The organism is Kangiella sp. HZ709, assembly GCF_009674675.1.
Lineage (GTDB): Bacteria > Pseudomonadota > Gammaproteobacteria > Enterobacterales > Kangiellaceae > Kangiella.
In genome coordinates, this window is the sequence record NZ_WKJC01000002.1 from 162,613 (window position 1) to 179,115 (window position 16,503).

General features: G+C 40.3%; 10 protein-coding genes. 1 reads left to right on the top strand and 9 read right to left on the bottom strand.

Annotated features, from left to right (window positions below):
- Positions 1 to 10: 10 nt before the first annotated feature.
- The 3 genes from gshA to purL form a co-directional block, all read right to left on the bottom strand.
- Positions 11 to 1,579, bottom strand: coding sequence for a glutamate--cysteine ligase (gene gshA / locus GJS41_RS09740; RefSeq protein ID WP_154247180.1), 1,569 nt, complete (start codon positions 1,577 to 1,579; stop codon positions 11 to 13).
- A gap of 127 nt (positions 1,580 to 1,706) precedes the next feature.
- Positions 1,707 to 2,225 carry a hypothetical protein gene (locus GJS41_RS09745; protein WP_154247181.1) on the bottom strand — a complete coding sequence of 173 codons (519 nt, stop codon included), beginning with the start codon at positions 2,223 to 2,225 and terminating at the stop codon, positions 1,707 to 1,709.
- Between the two features lie 77 nt (positions 2,226 to 2,302).
- Positions 2,303 to 6,211 carry a phosphoribosylformylglycinamidine synthase gene (purL, locus tag GJS41_RS09750; protein ID WP_154247182.1) on the bottom strand — a complete coding sequence of 1,303 codons (3,909 nt, stop codon included), beginning with the start codon at positions 6,209 to 6,211 and terminating at the stop codon, positions 2,303 to 2,305.
- Positions 6,212 to 6,411: 200 nt separating this feature from the next.
- On the opposite strand from purL, the gene mltF reads away from it, so the two are divergent.
- On the top strand, positions 6,412 to 8,103 hold the full coding sequence (mltF, locus tag GJS41_RS09755) for a membrane-bound lytic murein transglycosylase MltF (RefSeq protein WP_154247183.1): 1,692 nt from the start codon (positions 6,412 to 6,414) through the stop codon (positions 8,101 to 8,103).
- Here mltF and GJS41_RS09760 read toward each other — a convergent pair.
- The 6 genes from GJS41_RS09760 to GJS41_RS09785 form a co-directional block, all read right to left on the bottom strand.
- Positions 8,087 to 9,856, bottom strand: coding sequence for a GspE/PulE family protein (locus tag GJS41_RS09760; RefSeq protein WP_154247184.1), 1,770 nt, complete (start codon positions 9,854 to 9,856; stop codon positions 8,087 to 8,089). The genes mltF and GJS41_RS09760 overlap by 17 nt on opposite strands.
- A gap of 87 nt (positions 9,857 to 9,943) precedes the next feature.
- Complete coding sequence (locus GJS41_RS09765; protein WP_154247185.1) at positions 9,944 to 12,847, bottom strand: TonB-dependent siderophore receptor; 2,904 nt, start codon at positions 12,845 to 12,847, stop codon at positions 9,944 to 9,946.
- 151 nt (positions 12,848 to 12,998) lie between these two features.
- Entirely contained in the window at positions 12,999 to 13,805 is an 807-nt protein-coding gene (locus GJS41_RS09770) for a TatD family hydrolase (RefSeq protein WP_154247186.1), read from the bottom strand.
- A 28-nt stretch (positions 13,806 to 13,833) separates the two neighbouring features.
- Positions 13,834 to 15,411 (bottom strand): peptide chain release factor 3, encoded by a 1,578-nt coding sequence (gene prfC, locus GJS41_RS09775; RefSeq protein WP_154247187.1) that lies wholly within the window; start codon positions 15,409 to 15,411, stop codon positions 13,834 to 13,836.
- A gap of 33 nt (positions 15,412 to 15,444) precedes the next feature.
- The gene (gene rimI / locus GJS41_RS09780) at positions 15,445 to 15,897 is read right to left on the bottom strand and encodes a ribosomal protein S18-alanine N-acetyltransferase (RefSeq protein WP_154247188.1); all 453 of its coding nucleotides are present in this window, start codon (positions 15,895 to 15,897) and stop codon (positions 15,445 to 15,447) included.
- Positions 15,898 to 15,916: 19 nt separating this feature from the next.
- Positions 15,917 to 16,498 (bottom strand): hypothetical protein, encoded by a 582-nt coding sequence (locus GJS41_RS09785; RefSeq protein ID WP_154247189.1) that lies wholly within the window; start codon positions 16,496 to 16,498, stop codon positions 15,917 to 15,919.
- Positions 16,499 to 16,503: the final 5 nt, after the last annotated feature.

The window sequence follows — 16,503 nt, forward strand, 5'->3', positions numbered from 1 at the left end:
CTTCTAAAATTTACTTAAAATAATTTTCAAGATATTGCTCAAAACTCATAACATCACTTTGCTCAACTTCTTGTTGTCGATGTAATGAGGCGGTCGCTTCTTCTTTAAATTTATGATGTTGAGCGTCATTTAATAACGACTCAGAAAATTCCATTTTGTACTGTTCCGATAATGATAAGACAAAACCATAATAACCTTGCTCAGACTCTTGTAACTGACGCATAAATTGACCCGATAGTGTTGCAGCAGGATCATCCGTCATTAACGATATTTTTTCTAAAGCTTCAGTATATCGCTCAGTTTTATTACTGGAATCCATAAGATCTGCAATAGGCTGCATTTCTTGCAACATGGTTTTAGCCGTGTCCATCAGAGGAACCGAACGATTACCTAATAATAAATGCAAACCTGGCTTGCGACCAAAGTTTACAACCCTTTTAAAATTCTCATCATTTTCCGCATTTTCACGCTGGGATAAGTCTTTGCTTTCTTGCAATAAACAAAACAGTAAGAACACATCCAGAAAATCAATTTGGTATTGGCTGATCCCTACTGAGTCAAATGGATTTAAATCCAAAGAGCGAACTTCAATATATTCAACTCCGCCACGCTTGAGTGCTTGAGTTGGACGTTCGCCACTAGTGATAACTCGCTTAGGGCGAATCTTAGCGTAGTATTCATTTTCAATTTGCAGCAAATTGGCATTCAGTTGACGGTACTCACCATCCACTTTAACACCTAATTCTTGATAAAACTCATCGGGGGTACGGATCGCTTGCTCTAAAGCTTCCACATAGTCATTGATATCGTTATGGCAAATAGTAAACTTAGACTGGGCATTGTTTTGATACCCCAAATCACTCATTCGTAACGAAGTGGCGTACTTACCCATAAGAGTGCAATCGGAATAATCTTCTAACATGGAGCCCACCCGACCCTTCATGAAAGATTTGCAAATCGCAGGAGAAGCACCAAACAGATAAGGTAATATCCAACAATACCGTAGATAATTTCGAATTAAGCCTAAATACTCTTTTGAGATAAAATCGCTTAACTCATCAGAATTATTTTTAAACTTTTGATAATCTAACCAAAAGTCATCAGGCATAGAAAAGTTATAATGTACGCCAGCAATCGTTTGCATATAACGGCCATAGCGATAGCCTAAACCACGTCGATATACATGCTTCATCTGACCAACATTTGAACTACCATAATCAGCTAAAGGGACATCTTCTTCCTTAGTCATAATACAAGGCATAGAGCCTGCCCAAAGCACTTCATCTTCCATGTCTTGATACATGTATTGATGAATATCCTTTAACCATTGCCGCGGCGCTTCAACATCATCAGAAACCGGCGTTATCAACTCAGGAAGCGCCTCAGAATAATCTGTAGTTAGGTAGCGGTTAGTTAAAGCCGAACCCCAAGACTTAGGATGTGCGCGTTTTGATAAATAACCATCAGGAGTAACCCGCAAGCTCTCTTTCTCAATACCGCGGTTAAGCCTAGTCAAAGAGTTAGCTTTTTGATCCCTAACAAAAGCCAACGCCTCAATATCAAGTTTAGGTTTTAGCATATTGATATTATTAGTAATTTTTTAGATTAATGGGGTACAGTATGCCACTCTATAGGGGGCAGTGACAAATAAAAGAAATTATCATTCTCAAATGAATCTGTTCCCTTTTTAATGTTACTTTCTACTATTATCTTGCCTTTTTAAACGACTTTATAACATTATCGAAATCCTGCCTATTACCTTCATACTTAGAAGGTAGCGACCAAAGTATTATTTGATGGAAGTTATCTTTATCTTCGGTAGTGGTATGGAGATATTTAATTTTAACTCCATCTATCACGCCAGAAATAATAGATTTAGAAAAACTATAATCATTAGTAGTTAAAGTAGACTTTTTGCCAAGTACTGGATTCTTTAAGCTATCTTTGATCATACTCAAAGTAAGCTCTGAGTAATCATTGATAGAATAGCTATCATCAAAATCTTGTTTAGATTCAGTGAAAACTATCAAATAAGCTTCTTTCCTTAGATTACCCATTTGAAAATCAGCATCTTCATGTAGATTTAACTTTGACCAATGTCCAGGCACAGTCGCTTGATATTGATCGTCAAGGAACTGGATAGTTTTATCTTCCTTATTGAATATATTTCCAGCATCACAACCAGTCATTAAAAACAAAGTAACTATTAATATTATTTTTTTCATATATCCTCTCAGAGTATTCTCACAGTGTTTTTTTAATAATATATAGTAAAAAGCCATGCGATTGCATGGCTTTAGTATTAGTTTACGAACTTTCTAGCGTTATAGAACATACGCTGCCAACCACCATCTTCGCTCCACTCTTCAGGTCGCCAAGAGTTTTGCACCGCTCTCGCGACACGCTCGGGATGCGGCATCATAATAGTCGCACGACCATCTGCAGAGGTTAAGCCGGTGATGCCATGCAACGAGCCATTTGGATTGGCTGGATAAGTATCTGCGATATCACCATAATTATTGATAAACCTGGCGGTAACTAATCCTGAGTCATTGGTTTTAGCGGCAGCGTCAGTAGATTTAAATTCAGCGCGACCTTCGCCATGAGAAACTGCGATAGGTAAACGCGAACCTTCCATGCCAGTCATAAACAATGACGGTGATTTAGCCACCTCTAACATAGCCACACGAGCTTCAAACTGTGCCGATTGGTTGCGCACGAAATGCGGCCAATGCTCTGTTCCAGGAATCAACTCTTTAAGGTTTGACATCATCTGGCAACCGTTACAGATCCCTAAGCTGAAAGTATCATTGCGCTTAAAGAATGCTTCGAATTCGTCGCGAGCTCGGTTATTGAATAAAATCGATTTAGCCCAACCTTCACCAGCTCCAAGGACGTCGCCATATGAGAAGCCACCACAAGCCACAGCGCCGATAAAGTCATTCAGCGAAGTTCGACCCGAAAGAATATCACTCATGTGAACATCAATGGCTTCAAAACCTGCTTTAGTGAAAGCCGCCGCCATTTCAAGCTGACTGTTAACACCTTGTTCGCGCATAATAGCAACGCGCGGACGTACCCCAGAATTGATCATGGGCGCTGCAATATTGTCGTTTTGATCAAAGGTTAAATTAACCGATAAACCTGGGTTATCTAAATCTAACTTTGCAGCAAACTCTTCTTCAGCACATTTAGGATTATCACGCAGCTTTTGCATTTCAAAAGTCATCTTAGACCAAATCTCACGCAAACCTTTCATATCACGGGAAAGAATATCTTGCCCATCTTTAGTAATGCTAAGTGTTTTTGTTTCTGCCGGTTCGCCAATAAAATGAGCAAACTCAGAAACATGATGTTCTGCTAGAATTGCTTCAACTTGTTGGCGTTTTGCTGCAGCCACTTGAATAACAGCGCCTAACTCTTCGTTAAATAATAACTCTTCGGCCGAACCATTTAATTCAGATAAATCAGCACTGATACCACAGTTACCAGCAAAACCCATTTCCACTAAAGTCGCTAATAAGCCGCCATCTGAGCGATCATGGTAAGCATAGGCTAAGGCTTGCTGATTTAAGCTTTGCACGGCATTAAAGAAATTCCGTAAGTCATCTGCTGAATCAACGTTCGCTGGTGTTTTACCCAACAATTTATAAACTTGAGTAAATGCCGTCGCGCCTAGACGGTTTTTACCGCGACCTAAATCCAATAATAATAATTCTGTTTGACCTTGGTTAGATTTCAACTCAGGTGTTAAAGATTTACGCACATCAGTCACTGGGGCAAAAGCCGTAATGATTAAAGAGCTTGGAGCTGTTACGGATTTTTGTTCGCCATTTTCTTCCCAAACGGTTTTCATGGACATAGAATCTTTGCCCACTGGAATAGTTATGCCAAGTTTAGGACATAAATCCATACCCACTGCTTCAACCGCATTATAAAGATTCACATCCTCTCCTGGTGCACCCGCAGGAGCCATCCAGTTAGCGGACAAGCGAATTTTCTTAATGTCATCAATCTTTGCGCTAGCAATATTGGTTAGTGACTCTGCAACCGCCATCTTTGCTGCTGCAGCTGAATCCAATAGCGCAGCAGGAGTTCGCTCGCCCATTGCCATCGCTTCGCCGGTATAACTATTATGAGTAGAGGTAGTCACAGCACAATCTGCTACCGGCACTTGCCAAGGGCCTACCATTTGATCGCGGGAAACCATACCGCCAACTGTTCTATCACCAATGGTTATCAAGAAAGTTTTATCTGCAACCGCCGGTAATGCTAGAACACGATCCACGGCTTCATTAATATCTGCAACTTGCGGTAACTCTGTTGAAGGCGCTTTTAAGGTTTCTGCTGTGCGGTGCATTTTAGGTGGTTTACCGAATAAAACATCCATCGGTAAATCAACTGGCTCATTATTAAAATGCTCATCACTCAAGCTCAAATGTAACTCTTCTGTTGCTTCACCCACTACCGCAAAAGGACAACGCTCACGCTCACAAATTGCTTTAAATTTTTCAAGGTTTGCAGGATCTACCGCCATCACATAGCGCTCTTGCGCTTCGTTACACCAAATCTCTACAGGTGCCATCCCTTTTTCTGCATTTGGCACACGACGTAATTCAAACTTTCCACCACGTTCGCCATCATGTACTAATTCAGGGATTGCATTGGACAAACCGCCAGCACCTACATCATGAATAAATTCGATGGGATTTTGATCATCAAGCGCCCAACAGCGATCAATAACTTCTTGGCAACGGCGTTCCATTTCAGGATTGTCGCGCTGCACGGATGCGAAATCTAGATCTTCTTGGCTAGTTCCTGAGGTCATTGAAGATGCTGCACCGCCACCAAGGCCGATTAACATGGCAGGACCACCTAGTACGATAACCTTGTAACCTGGCTTTATTTCTTTCTTCTCTACATGCTGCTCACGAATATTACCCATGCCGCCTGCAATCATTATAGGTTTATGGTAACCACGAACTTCTTCGCGTTTTTCAAAACCAAAGTCAAATTCAAACTTTTCTTCAAAGGTTCTGAAGTAACCATTAACGGCTGGTCGTCCAAACTCATTGTTAAAGCTGGCACCGCCAATAGGGCCTTCCAGCATAATATCTAAAGCTGTGACAATACGAGCGGGCTTGCCATAATCCGTTTCCCAAGGTTGCTCGTAACCAGGAATACGCAAATTAGAAACGCTGAAACCTGTTAAGCCCACTTTGGGTTTGCCACCAATACCAGTAGCTCCTTCATCACGAATTTCACCACCTGATCCAGTGGATGCGCCAGGATAAGGAGAAATACAAGTTGGATGGTTGTGAGTTTCAACTTTTATTAAAACGTGCACAGGCTCTAAATGATATTGGTATTCATTAGTTTCTGGCTGAGCAAAAAAGCGGTGTGCATTGAAGCCTTCAAATACAGCAGCATTATCTTTATATGCCGATAAGACGCCTTCTGAATTGTTAGCGTAAGTGTTCTTAATCATCTTAAATAATGATAAATTTTTATCTTCGCCATCAATGGTCCAAGAAGCATTAAAGATTTTGTGACGGCAATGTTCAGAGTTTGCTTGAGCAAACATCATGAGTTCTACGTCACTCGGGTTGCGCCCTAAGTTAGTGAAACTTTCCACTAAGTAATCAATTTCGTCTTCCGCTAAAGCTAACCCAATATCGGTATTGGCTTTAACCAAGGCTGCACGACCGCCAGCTAAAATATCCACATGAGCAAGCTTTTTAGGATCTTCTTGTACAAATAATACTTTGGCTTCATTGTGCTCATCTAAAACCGATTGAGTCATCCGGTCATGAACTAGTGGCTTTAAACGCTCAACCACTTCATCTTTAATTTGCTCACCTTCAGGATTGATAAAATAAACGGCAACTCCGCGTTCAACTCTCTCAATTTTGTCTAAGCCACAATTTTGCGCAATATCTGTCGCCTTAGACGACCAAGGAGAAATAGTTCCTGGACGAGGTACAACAATCATACGACGGCCATTATGTTCGCTAGCAGGACGGCTTGGTCCATACTCTAACAATCGCTCTAAAACCGATAGTTCACCTTCGGTTAATTCTGAATTGGTATGCACATAATGAACATACTCGCCATAAATTTCTGCCACTCGAGGTTCTATGGCTTGAGTTTCTTTTAAAAGACGGGATTTTTGGAAATCAGAATAAGCAGGGTTACCGCGTAAAATGAGCATACAATTCTCTACCGATAGCGTGATTACAGGGTCATAGCGTAGCTGTGACAAGGAGCGCAAATTTTACTCTAAAACAGAGTTTTTGATAAGTCCTGCAAGCTGATAATTCACAAATTAATGGTAAATTTGTACATTTTAATCATTTCAAAGCATAATGTGGCTAAAGTCTTTTTAAGTTATTGAATTATCAGTAGATGCTGATGCTTTATCCCTCTTTGAGTTCTAATCAAAAACCTGTATCAAGAATCCTTGTTGCTGGCGTCTTGTCTTTTGCACTACTTTTGTTAAGCGCATGCGAACAAAAAGCTCAAATAAGCCAGCTGCAAGACATTAAAGATAGAGGGTATATCAAGGTTTATACCCGCATAGCACCCACCTCAATGTACGTTGGTGACGGCGGCTTTACAGGTTTTGAATACGAATTGGTAAAACAGTTCGCTGATTTTTTAGACATTGATGTTCAAATCGTTACAGAAAATAACCTTGGACAGATGATCCAAGATTTAGAACAGGGTAAAGCTGATTTAATCGCTGCGGGTTTAACCATTACACCTGAAAGGCAAAAAAGACTTCGCTTTGCGCCTTACTATCAAGAGATCACCAGTAAGTTGGTTTATAAACAAGGTGAGAAACGTCCTCGTGATTTTGAGCAAATTGAAGATGGTCTAGTGGTTATGGCCAACTCTTCTCATTCAAGTCTTCTTCAGAAAAACAAAAAAACTTATAACGAACTTAATTGGGAAGTATCCTCAACACTAAGCAGTCAAGATTTATTAGCTCAGGTTATTAATGGCGATATTAAATATACTATTGCCGATTCCAATGATTTAGATTTGGCTCGGCAAATTGAACCGGAATTGGCTGTTGCTTTTAATGTTTCTGATACACAGTATTTAGCATGGGCTTTAGCGAAAACTGACGACGATAGTCTCTATGCTGCAAGCATTGATTTTTTTGCACATATTCGTGGTAATGGAACTTTGGATTATTTAATTGAACGTTATTATGGTCATTTAAAGAAGTTTGATTATGTCGATAGCCGTGAGTTTCATCGAGCCATCCAGTCGCGCTTACCTGAGCTGAAAGGTTATTTCTTAGAAGCTGCGGGTAATGATTTAGATTGGCGTTTCCTTGCTGCTATGGGCTATCAAGAATCTCATTGGAAAGCTGATGCTCTCTCTCCAACCGGTGTTCGTGGTCTTATGATGTTAACCATAAATACTGCAAAACAAATGGGTATTGAAAATCGCTTAGATGCCAAACAAAGCATTTTTGGTGGTGCCGATTATTTCAGATTAATGCTCCGTAAAATCCCAGAGCGAATAACTGCTCCAGATCGTAACTGGTTTGCCCTTGCCGGTTATAACGTTGGTTTTGGACATTTAGAAGACGCCAGACGTTTGGCTGAAGGACAAGGAGCTAACCCAGATAAATGGCAAGTACTGCAAGATTTCTTGCCCTTATTACGACAAAAAAAATGGTATTCGAAAACCCGATTTGGTTATGCCCGTGGTAATGAGCCAGTGCGTTATGTTCGGAATATCCGCCAGTACTATGCAGTCTTAGTACAACTTTTTAATACCGATGGAACCTCCAAGTTTATAAAGTACGACGAAGTGACTGAAATTAGCTGCGAGAAACATACGAATAAACTAACGATAACGCCTGTCAGCGAAGATACTTTTTATCATCAACTGGCATTAAATAAGTCACAAACCATCGATGCTTCTCTTAACCAACAATGGCTAGTGGAAAATGTTCAATGCAACGAGCAAGGTTTCAATTTAGAAATTAGTCATCGAGCAAATGATGACCTCACATTTGAAAATTATCAAATAGTATTAGTTGATGGAAATCTTGTGATCACCAACCAAGCTACAGACTCGCTTTAGGCGCTACCCTTAATACTTCCTCAATCGTAGTCAAACCTTGAGCCACTTTATAAGCACCACTGATACGAAGTAAATTCATGCCATCTTTAACGTTTTGTTTACGCACTTCTCGTAAATCTGTGTTTTCATGAATCATACCTTTCAGCTCATCCGTCACTTCAAGCAACTCATAAATACCTTGACGTCCTTGATAGCCAGTATTGCGACAGTAATCACAACCCACTGGATGGTATATCAATTCAGGTTTCGGCACTTTATTAACTGATCCCACTAAAGAAAGCCAAGCATCCTGCTCAAGGCTAGAGGGCTCTTTACACCTTTCGCATAAGGTTCGTACTAATCGCTGAGCCATCACACCAAGCATGGTAGCATTTAATAGATAAGGTTCTACACCAATCTCCATTAAACGAGTGATCGCTGACGGAGCATCATTGGTGTGCAAAGTGGACACGACCAAATGACCTGTTAACGCAGCTTGGACTGCCATATGGGCCGTTTCTTGATCTCGTATTTCACCAATCATGATAATATCAGGATCTTGGCGAAGTAGAGCTCGGACACCAGATGCAAAGTCCAAATTAATATCATGATGAACCTGCATTTGATTAAGTTTTGGATCCACCATCTCAATTGGGTCTTCGATGGTACAGATATTAACTTCTGGCGTAGCTAATAAATCTAAAGAGGTATACAAAGTAGTTGTTTTACCAGAACCAGTAGGCCCAGTAAGTAATACGATCCCTGTTGGATATGAAATCAGTTCGCGCCATAACTTTTCGGTTTCAGGTTCTAAACCTAGTTGCGAAAAATCTCGACTAAGTACTGTTGGATCAAAAATACGACCAACAAATTTTTCACCAAATGCTGTTGGTAACGTCGACAATCTAAGTTCGATTTCCATTCCATCAGGATTTTTGGTTTTGACACGGCCATCTAACGGTTTGCGACGTTCTGCTAAATCCATTCGACCTAAAATTTTAAAACGGGACACTACTGCATGAGTAATAGAGATTGGCAGTTGATACACATCATGTAAAACACCATCAATTCTAAAACGAACCTTGCCCACCTCTCTTCTAGGTTCTATATGAATATCACTAGCTCTTTGCTTGAAGGCATATTGCAGTAACCAATCAACAATTTGCACAACATGTTGATCATTAGCATCAGCTTCTTCCGAACCTTTTAATTCAATTAACTGTTCTAAGTTACCAACAGTATTATCTGCCTGCATTTTTGTTTTATTAGCGCCTTTAATGGAAGCTGATAAATTATAAAACTCTTTTTGATAACGTTTAACCGATGCTGGATTGGCTAAAACAGGAATGACTTTTTTACGATTCGTTTGCTCTAAACCTTGTATCCAATTTAAATCTGTCGGATCCATGACCGCAACGACAATAAATTCTGATTTTACTTCTATCGCTAAAATTTGGTGACGCTCAGCATAAGCAAGCGACATCACTTGGGTAACTGTATCAACATCTATTTTTAACGGATCAACTTTCAAATATTTAATATTAAGAAGCTTTGCTACAAACTTAGTCACCAATTCTTCATCTAAGATCTGCCTTGCATCATCAAGTCTAGTGAGCATTAGTTCAGCAACTTGCTCTATAGGAGAAAGTTCGGCACTTGCCTGACGCACCTTTACTCTTGCTGCTTGGAACTGTTCTGCAGTTATCCAGCTCTCTTTTTTAAGCGCATCCAATATTTGAAAATTTGAAAGCATGGTTCCCTTTATTTTTTTCATTAAGTCTTGCACAGATTAAACTAAATGCTCATTTTTTTCCATCATAAAAAAATGGGGCAAAAGCCCCACTTTTTATTTTAGGTTTAATTAGAATTTTATCTTGGTAGAAACGTAAAAAAATGTTCCCTCAGGATCGTAAACACTTGGATCATAACCATTTAAAGAACAACTGTAACAAGTTGGTGGCTGTTTTCTAAAAACATTATTCGCACCCACAGATAACTCCATATCAATATCGGAGTCAGGAATATAATCAAAACGCAAATCATGATAAGTAGTCGAACCTAGCTTATTTCTCGAATTACTATTGTTAACGGTATCAGGATCAGAACATAAACCCAAGGCAGTTAAACTGGCAGGCGAACCATCCAGAAAATCACTGCAAGATTCAGTTAACTGATCAATAAAACGAACATTCCATCCCAAACGCCAATTGTCTCTTTGCCAGCCTAGGCTTAATGTAGACTTTAGCTCTGGAATACCAGTGTTATTAATTTCAACCCCAGCTCTTTCCTCTCCATCTTTGAGAAATTCATTCACTAAAGTGGTTGACCAATTAGCGCTTAATCTTCCCCATGAATAATCAGGGCTTAGATAATTAGTTCTAATGTCATAACCTGAAGTATCGACATTACCAATATTCACCAGCTGGTTATCAATGCCATTAATAGTGCCGCCAGCAGTTCGGCTTATAGCAGCACAAGCTGAATCATCTAAATCAATAATACATGCGTCAATAAGTCTTTGTGCATCATCTGGCTCAACTGCATCTTCAATTTCATGCTTATAATAAGTCACAGCAAAGTCCAGAGTGTCTGCCCAAGACAGTGACTCTACCCAAGCAGGGCTATACACAAACCCAATATTCCGACTATCTGATTTTTCTTCATCAAGATTTGGATTACCACCAGTAAAGACTGAAATTTGACCACCACTTTGAGTATAAGTAGTAGGAACGCCTAAAGCGTTGCAGCGTGCCTCAAATGCAGTTCCAACGTAATTACTACATCTATCGGTTAGGGTTTCATCAAATCGAGCTCTTGTGGCAAAAAGCTCACTGATACCTGGCGCTCTAAAGCCCTCTGAAACCGAAGCTCTAAAAAGGAATTGTTCATTAATACGCCATAGCAAACCAAACTTAGTGGTTGTGTCAGAGCCAAATGTACTGTAATCGGAATTTCGAGCCGCTAATGTTAGACTTAAGTCTTCAGCCGCTGCTGCCCCGGATAGAAGCGGCACTTTAAACTCTGCATAGAGTTCATCTACGTCATAACCACCACTAGTTGGATTAGCTGGGATGCCATTACTATCACCAGCTTGAACTACAGCATCGGGCTCAAAAAATCCTCGATAATCACGGCGTTCAAAACCCGCCGCAAAAGATAAAGGCCCTGCAGGCAATTCTGTGATATCTCCAGAAATATTTGCAGAGAATGTTTCAATAACATTTTCACTCACATCTTTTTGCGTAAACTGAATGTAGTCGAGCATGTCTTGCGTAATAGTCCCAGAACCATCACCTTGACCACCAAATAAGTTCAAAGGTACACAACCAGCAATTGCTTGACAATCCGCTAAAGGCCCCAAAGCATTCAAGATATTACGGATGTTATAACCACCGGTTTTAATTTGATCTGCACGGCTTCTACCATATGTATAATTAATATCCCAATAATAAGTTTGCTGATTGGCATCAAATTCGCCTCTAAACCCAGTGCCTATATATTGAGTATCTACGTCTTGCCTAAAAACTCGTGGCCCCCCTTCTAACGGGCGTCGACCAATAAAAATAAAGTTACTTGCATCCAAAGTCACGCCAAAAGGGTTAAATGGATTAGTCACATCTACTGTAACTAAATCGCCTAAGCCCCCAGTACCGGCTTCAGGACCTATGAAAATTGGCTCTGGCGCCGCCTGATTTACTGACTTACGATTATTGTGCAAAGCTTTGGTATAAAAAACGGTAGTGTCAGTAATGTCGTATTCCGCTTGCGTAAAGATTGAAGTTCTTTTACTAGGCGTTACATACAAGTTAAAAGTGGAAAAATTAAAACGATCATTATTGGTAAAGGGATGGAAATCATCGCCAGGTCCGCCAGGGTTAGTCGGATCAAAAAATGGAATGCCGGTGACCCCGTCGTTAATGGTCACATTCACTACATCAGGATTACCATCGCCATCATTGTCGGCGCCTAAGAATAAAAAGCGCCCCTGTGGTGTTCCCGAGCTTCCACGAGTTAACCCTGTGTTTGGGGTTGGGAAAGCAGCTAAGGTTCTATCTGCCGAACTGACAGCTTTCTGATCGTAATGGCTTAAATTAAAGAAGACTCTATGTCTGTCGCCTTCTGCGCCAAAAGATAAATCGATTTGTTCAACCTCACCATCTTTTTCATCAAAAGTACCGCCGTAAAGGTTGACTTCAAAACCGTCGAAGTCGTTACGAGTAATAATATTAACCACGCCGGCAATAGCGTCGGAGCCATATATAGAAGAAGCACCATCTTCCAAGATTTCAATCTTTTCAATCATACTGACAGGTATGGTATTCAAATCTACCGAATTCTCAACACCACTGGCGGATGAACCATTTACCCATCGAATCCCATCAACTAATACCAAGGTACGTTTTGGATTTAAATGCCTCAAGGCTACTTGCGCAGCTCCAGCACCGATACCACCACCATCGGGTGGAAAGCCGAAGTTACCGCTACTGTTAAATCGTGAGTTAAGCGCTGAACCAGCTGCCGGTAGCTGCATAAGAATATCGCCAACCGTTTTTAAGCCAGCTCGCTCTAAATCTTCGCGACTTAAGGTAGTTACTGGGTTGACTCCCTCAGCTTCAGCCTGCCGGATCCTAGAGCCTGTTACGACTATAGTTTCTGACTCTGGATCTTCTGCGGCATAGACTGGAGAATCTATACCAGTTGCGGAAATGATTAAGGCTGTTACTAATGCTATATGAAAAGGTGGATACTTATTTTTTGTGTCCATTTTTATTCCTCTGTTTTTGTTTTCTTAACTTAATCCGCAAAAAATGCTGGAATGTTAAACGCCAACAGAAATGGCGGAATAAGTCCCACCGCCACTATAGTTTATTTTTCGTACAGAATACCGTGATTAAGATCACGCAAAAAGATAATAACTAGTTGATTCTTAAGGCTGTTTTTGAATTTTGACAAGTAATTCTGGCAATGTCCGAAGAGCTTTCCGGGCGGATTTTGCAGAACTCGTTATAAACATCAAATAATTGCAGAGGAGTGTTATAAGCCTTTTTACTGTTATAAGGCTTCATATCCGGGGAATTAGTTTCCAAAACGATAGAATCTAAGGGTAATTCTTCAGCCAATTTGCGAAGCCTTACTGCGTTCGGGTAGGTCATAGCGCCACCAAAACTCAGTTTAAAGCCCATTTCAATATAACGCATACCTTGTTGTAAACTTCCATTAAAGGCGTGCACTATTCCTCCCTCTTGAAAGTTTAAAGCTTTTAAGTAAATCAGAACATCTTCATGCGCTTTACGCACATGCAAAATAATCGGTAGTTTAGCTGCTTTGGCAATTTGGATTTGAGCACTGAATAAATCGATCTGCGCTTTACGGTTAACGTTGGACTCGTAATAATCCAAGCCGATTTCACCAATAGCCCATAAAGGCTTTACCCCAACGGCGAGCTCGAGGTCATGTAAATTCTTTTTTGAATGTTGCGCTAAAAAACTAGGATGTAGGCCAATAGCTGAATAGACATTTTTCTTTAGCGCCGCCAATTGACGAATAAAACGCCACTTATCTTGAGTAATTCCAGCAATTAAAACCCCGTCAATACCCACCTTAGGCAACCTATCAATCAAGGTATCACGCTCTGTATCAAATACAGAGTCATCCAAATGAGTGATACTATCAAACAATTGAATTTCGGCTTTTTTTGCTGGTTTCTTTTTATTAAAAAACATCAAGACTCCCTTATGGCTTACTATTCCTTTAATGTTCTCGAGTTTCGAAGAACCTCACCTCAGGCCAACGCTCGATAGCTAGATTAAGATTGACCATGGATGGAGCAAGATAAGTCCAATTATCACCACCATCTAAAGCAAGGTTTTGCGAGTTTTTGCGTTTGAACTCTTCAAACTGCTTTTCATCTTCACATTCAACCCAACGAGCGGTGGCAACACTAACCTGATCGTATATACACTCTACTTTATATTCGTTTTTTAACCTGTGTGCAACCACATCAAACTGTAACACACCAACGGCGCCTAAAACCAAGTCATTAGACTCTTGTGGTTTAAAAACCTGAGTAGCGCCTTCTTCTGAGAGCTGCACCAACCCTTTTAGTAAAGCTTTATTTTTCATTGGGTCTTTCAAACGTACTCTACGAAACAGTTCTGGAGCGAAATTAGGGATACCTTTAAACTTTAAAACTTCACCTTCGGTAAAAGTATCACCAATTTGAATAGTGCCATGGTTATGCAAGCCAATAATATCACCGGCGTACGCCTCATCTAAATGCTCACGATCTCCGGCTAGGAAAGTTAAGGCATTATTAACAGCGATATTTTTACCGATACGAACATGACGCATCTTCATGCCTTTTTCATATTTGCCACTACAAATTCTGGCAAAAGCAATTCGGTCGCGATGTTGTGGATCCATATTAGCTTGGATCTTAAACACAAAAGCAGAAAATTTTTCTTCTGTTGCCACCACTTCGCGATTTTCCGATTCACGAGATTGGGGGCTTGGTGCCCACTCAACTAAGCCATCAAGCATATGATCTACGCCAAAATTGCCTAGAGCGGTACCAAAATAGACTGGTGATAATTTACCTTCTAAAAATTCTTGCAAATCAAATTCATGACTCGCACCCTGCACCAACTCCAGCTCTTCACGCAAATCATCAGCTAAAGGCCCAACCGCTTCATCTAAATCAGGGTTATTCAAGCCTTCAATAATTCTTTCTTCTTGAATGGTGTGGCCTTGTCCAGATTGATATAAATAAATCTTATCTTCAAGAATATGATAAACACCCTTAAACTGCTTACCCATACCAATTGGCCAAGTCACCGGCGAACACTTAATCTTTAAAACATCTTCAACTTCATCAAGAACTTCAATCGGATCACGAATATCTCGATCCATTTTGTTCATAAAAGTAATGATTGGCGTTGTTCTTAAGCGGCAAACCTCCATCAGCTTAATGGTTCTTGCCTCAACACCTTTGGCGGCATCGATGACCATTAAAGCCGAATCCACTGCCGTTAATGTTCGATAAGTATCTTCTGAGAAATCTTCGTGACCTGGGGTATCCAATAAATTTACCGTTCTACCACCGTAAGGGAACTGCATTACCGATGTAGTTACCGAAATCCCTCTTTGCTTCTCAAGCTCCATCCAATCAGAAGTGGCATGTTTACCGCCTCTCCCTTTCACCACACCTGCTTCTTGGATTTGGTTACCAAAAAGTAAAACCTTTTCCGTAATAGTGGTCTTACCCGCATCTGGGTGAGAAATAATCGCAAAGGTGCGGCGATTTTGGATATTGTCGACAAGCTTAGTCATTGAACTTATTTCAGTATTTCTTTGATGGCGGGATTATAATGGTTTTTGCATCACAATGGCATCTTCTCGAGCTAAATCTTGCTTTAAGTTACCTCGATAGTAGTTTTTACGGGTGCCTATTTGTTTAAAGCCCAATCGCTCATATAGCTTTATAGCTGAGCTGTTAGACTCCCTAACTTCCAAAATAACAGTTTTCATTCCTTTTTCTCTAGCTTGTTCCATCATTTTATTAGCCAGTTTCTTTCCATAACCTTGACTTTGAAAACTGGGATCAATAACGAGATTAAGTAAATGGCATTCATCCAAGTAGTAATTAAAAACAATAAACCCAGCTATCATGTCAGCTTGGGTCAGAACTAAACTGGGGTACTGCTGAATAATTGCATCTTGATGAGCTTCTTTAGACCAAGGAAACGGCGCAGCATTGTTTTCAATTGATAAGATTTGCTCTAAATTAGAATCAACTAGCGGCCTTATTTTTATCATCTTATAGAAAAAGTATATTTTAAAGCAGTTGAGATCTTTGCTGGACTTCTTGCAACAGATTCCACCAAAGCTTCTTTTCCTTTGCTAAGTGAGATAATTGTGGCGCTTGCATTTTTTGTTCTTGATCAGAAGTATCGGTAGTATCCAAGAGAATCAGCTGTTGTGTTTCTATTTGCGATAACTGATAGTCGGAATTAGGGTCCAATTGAAATAGACTCGCAGGTATCTCTTGGTTTTGCCATTGTTTCCATGCAAATTTAAGTTGCTTCCAAGCCATTTGTAATTCTTTTTTAGAAGCCTCAGCTGACACTAAAACAGCGAATTTAGCATTAGGATGATTAACTAAAGCTTTTATTCCAACATTCTGATGTTGTCCTGTTACACCAGTCTCAGAAGACTCAACTAGAGTTGCGTTTCTGCTCTTTTTAGAAGCGGCTTCATTGATAGCTGTCTCATCCTGAACTGCAGACTTGAATGCCATTTGTTCTTTAGCTTCGGGTTGCTCAATCTTAGCATCAGCTTGCTCGTGACGAGGCTGCTCATCTCTTAGCTCCCAGCGTGCTATTCCTAGCGCGTCAAGATAGGCGGTATTCCAACTCATTCGAT

Coding starts and splice junctions, on each gene's coding strand:
- mltF (WP_154247183.1), top strand. CDS start 6,412: ATGCTTTATCCCTCTTTGAGTTCTAATCAAAAACCTGTATCAAGAATC.
- GJS41_RS09760 (WP_154247184.1), bottom strand. CDS start 9,856: ATGAAAAAAATAAAGGGAACCATGCTTTCAAATTTTCAAATATTGGAT.
- prfC (WP_154247187.1), bottom strand. CDS start 15,411: ATGACTAAGCTTGTCGACAATATCCAAAATCGCCGCACCTTTGCGATT.
- gshA (WP_154247180.1), bottom strand. CDS start 1,579: ATGCTAAAACCTAAACTTGATATTGAGGCGTTGGCTTTTGTTAGGGAT.
- purL (WP_154247182.1), bottom strand. CDS start 6,211: ATGCTCATTTTACGCGGTAACCCTGCTTATTCTGATTTCCAAAAATCC.
- GJS41_RS09765 (WP_154247185.1), bottom strand. CDS start 12,847: ATGGACACAAAAAATAAGTATCCACCTTTTCATATAGCATTAGTAACA.
- GJS41_RS09785 (WP_154247189.1), bottom strand. CDS start 16,498: ATGAGTTGGAATACCGCCTATCTTGACGCGCTAGGAATAGCACGCTGG.
- GJS41_RS09770 (WP_154247186.1), bottom strand. CDS start 13,805: ATGTTTTTTAATAAAAAGAAACCAGCAAAAAAAGCCGAAATTCAATTG.
- rimI (WP_154247188.1), bottom strand. CDS start 15,897: ATGATAAAAATAAGGCCGCTAGTTGATTCTAATTTAGAGCAAATCTTA.
- GJS41_RS09745 (WP_154247181.1), bottom strand. CDS start 2,225: ATGAAAAAAATAATATTAATAGTTACTTTGTTTTTAATGACTGGTTGT.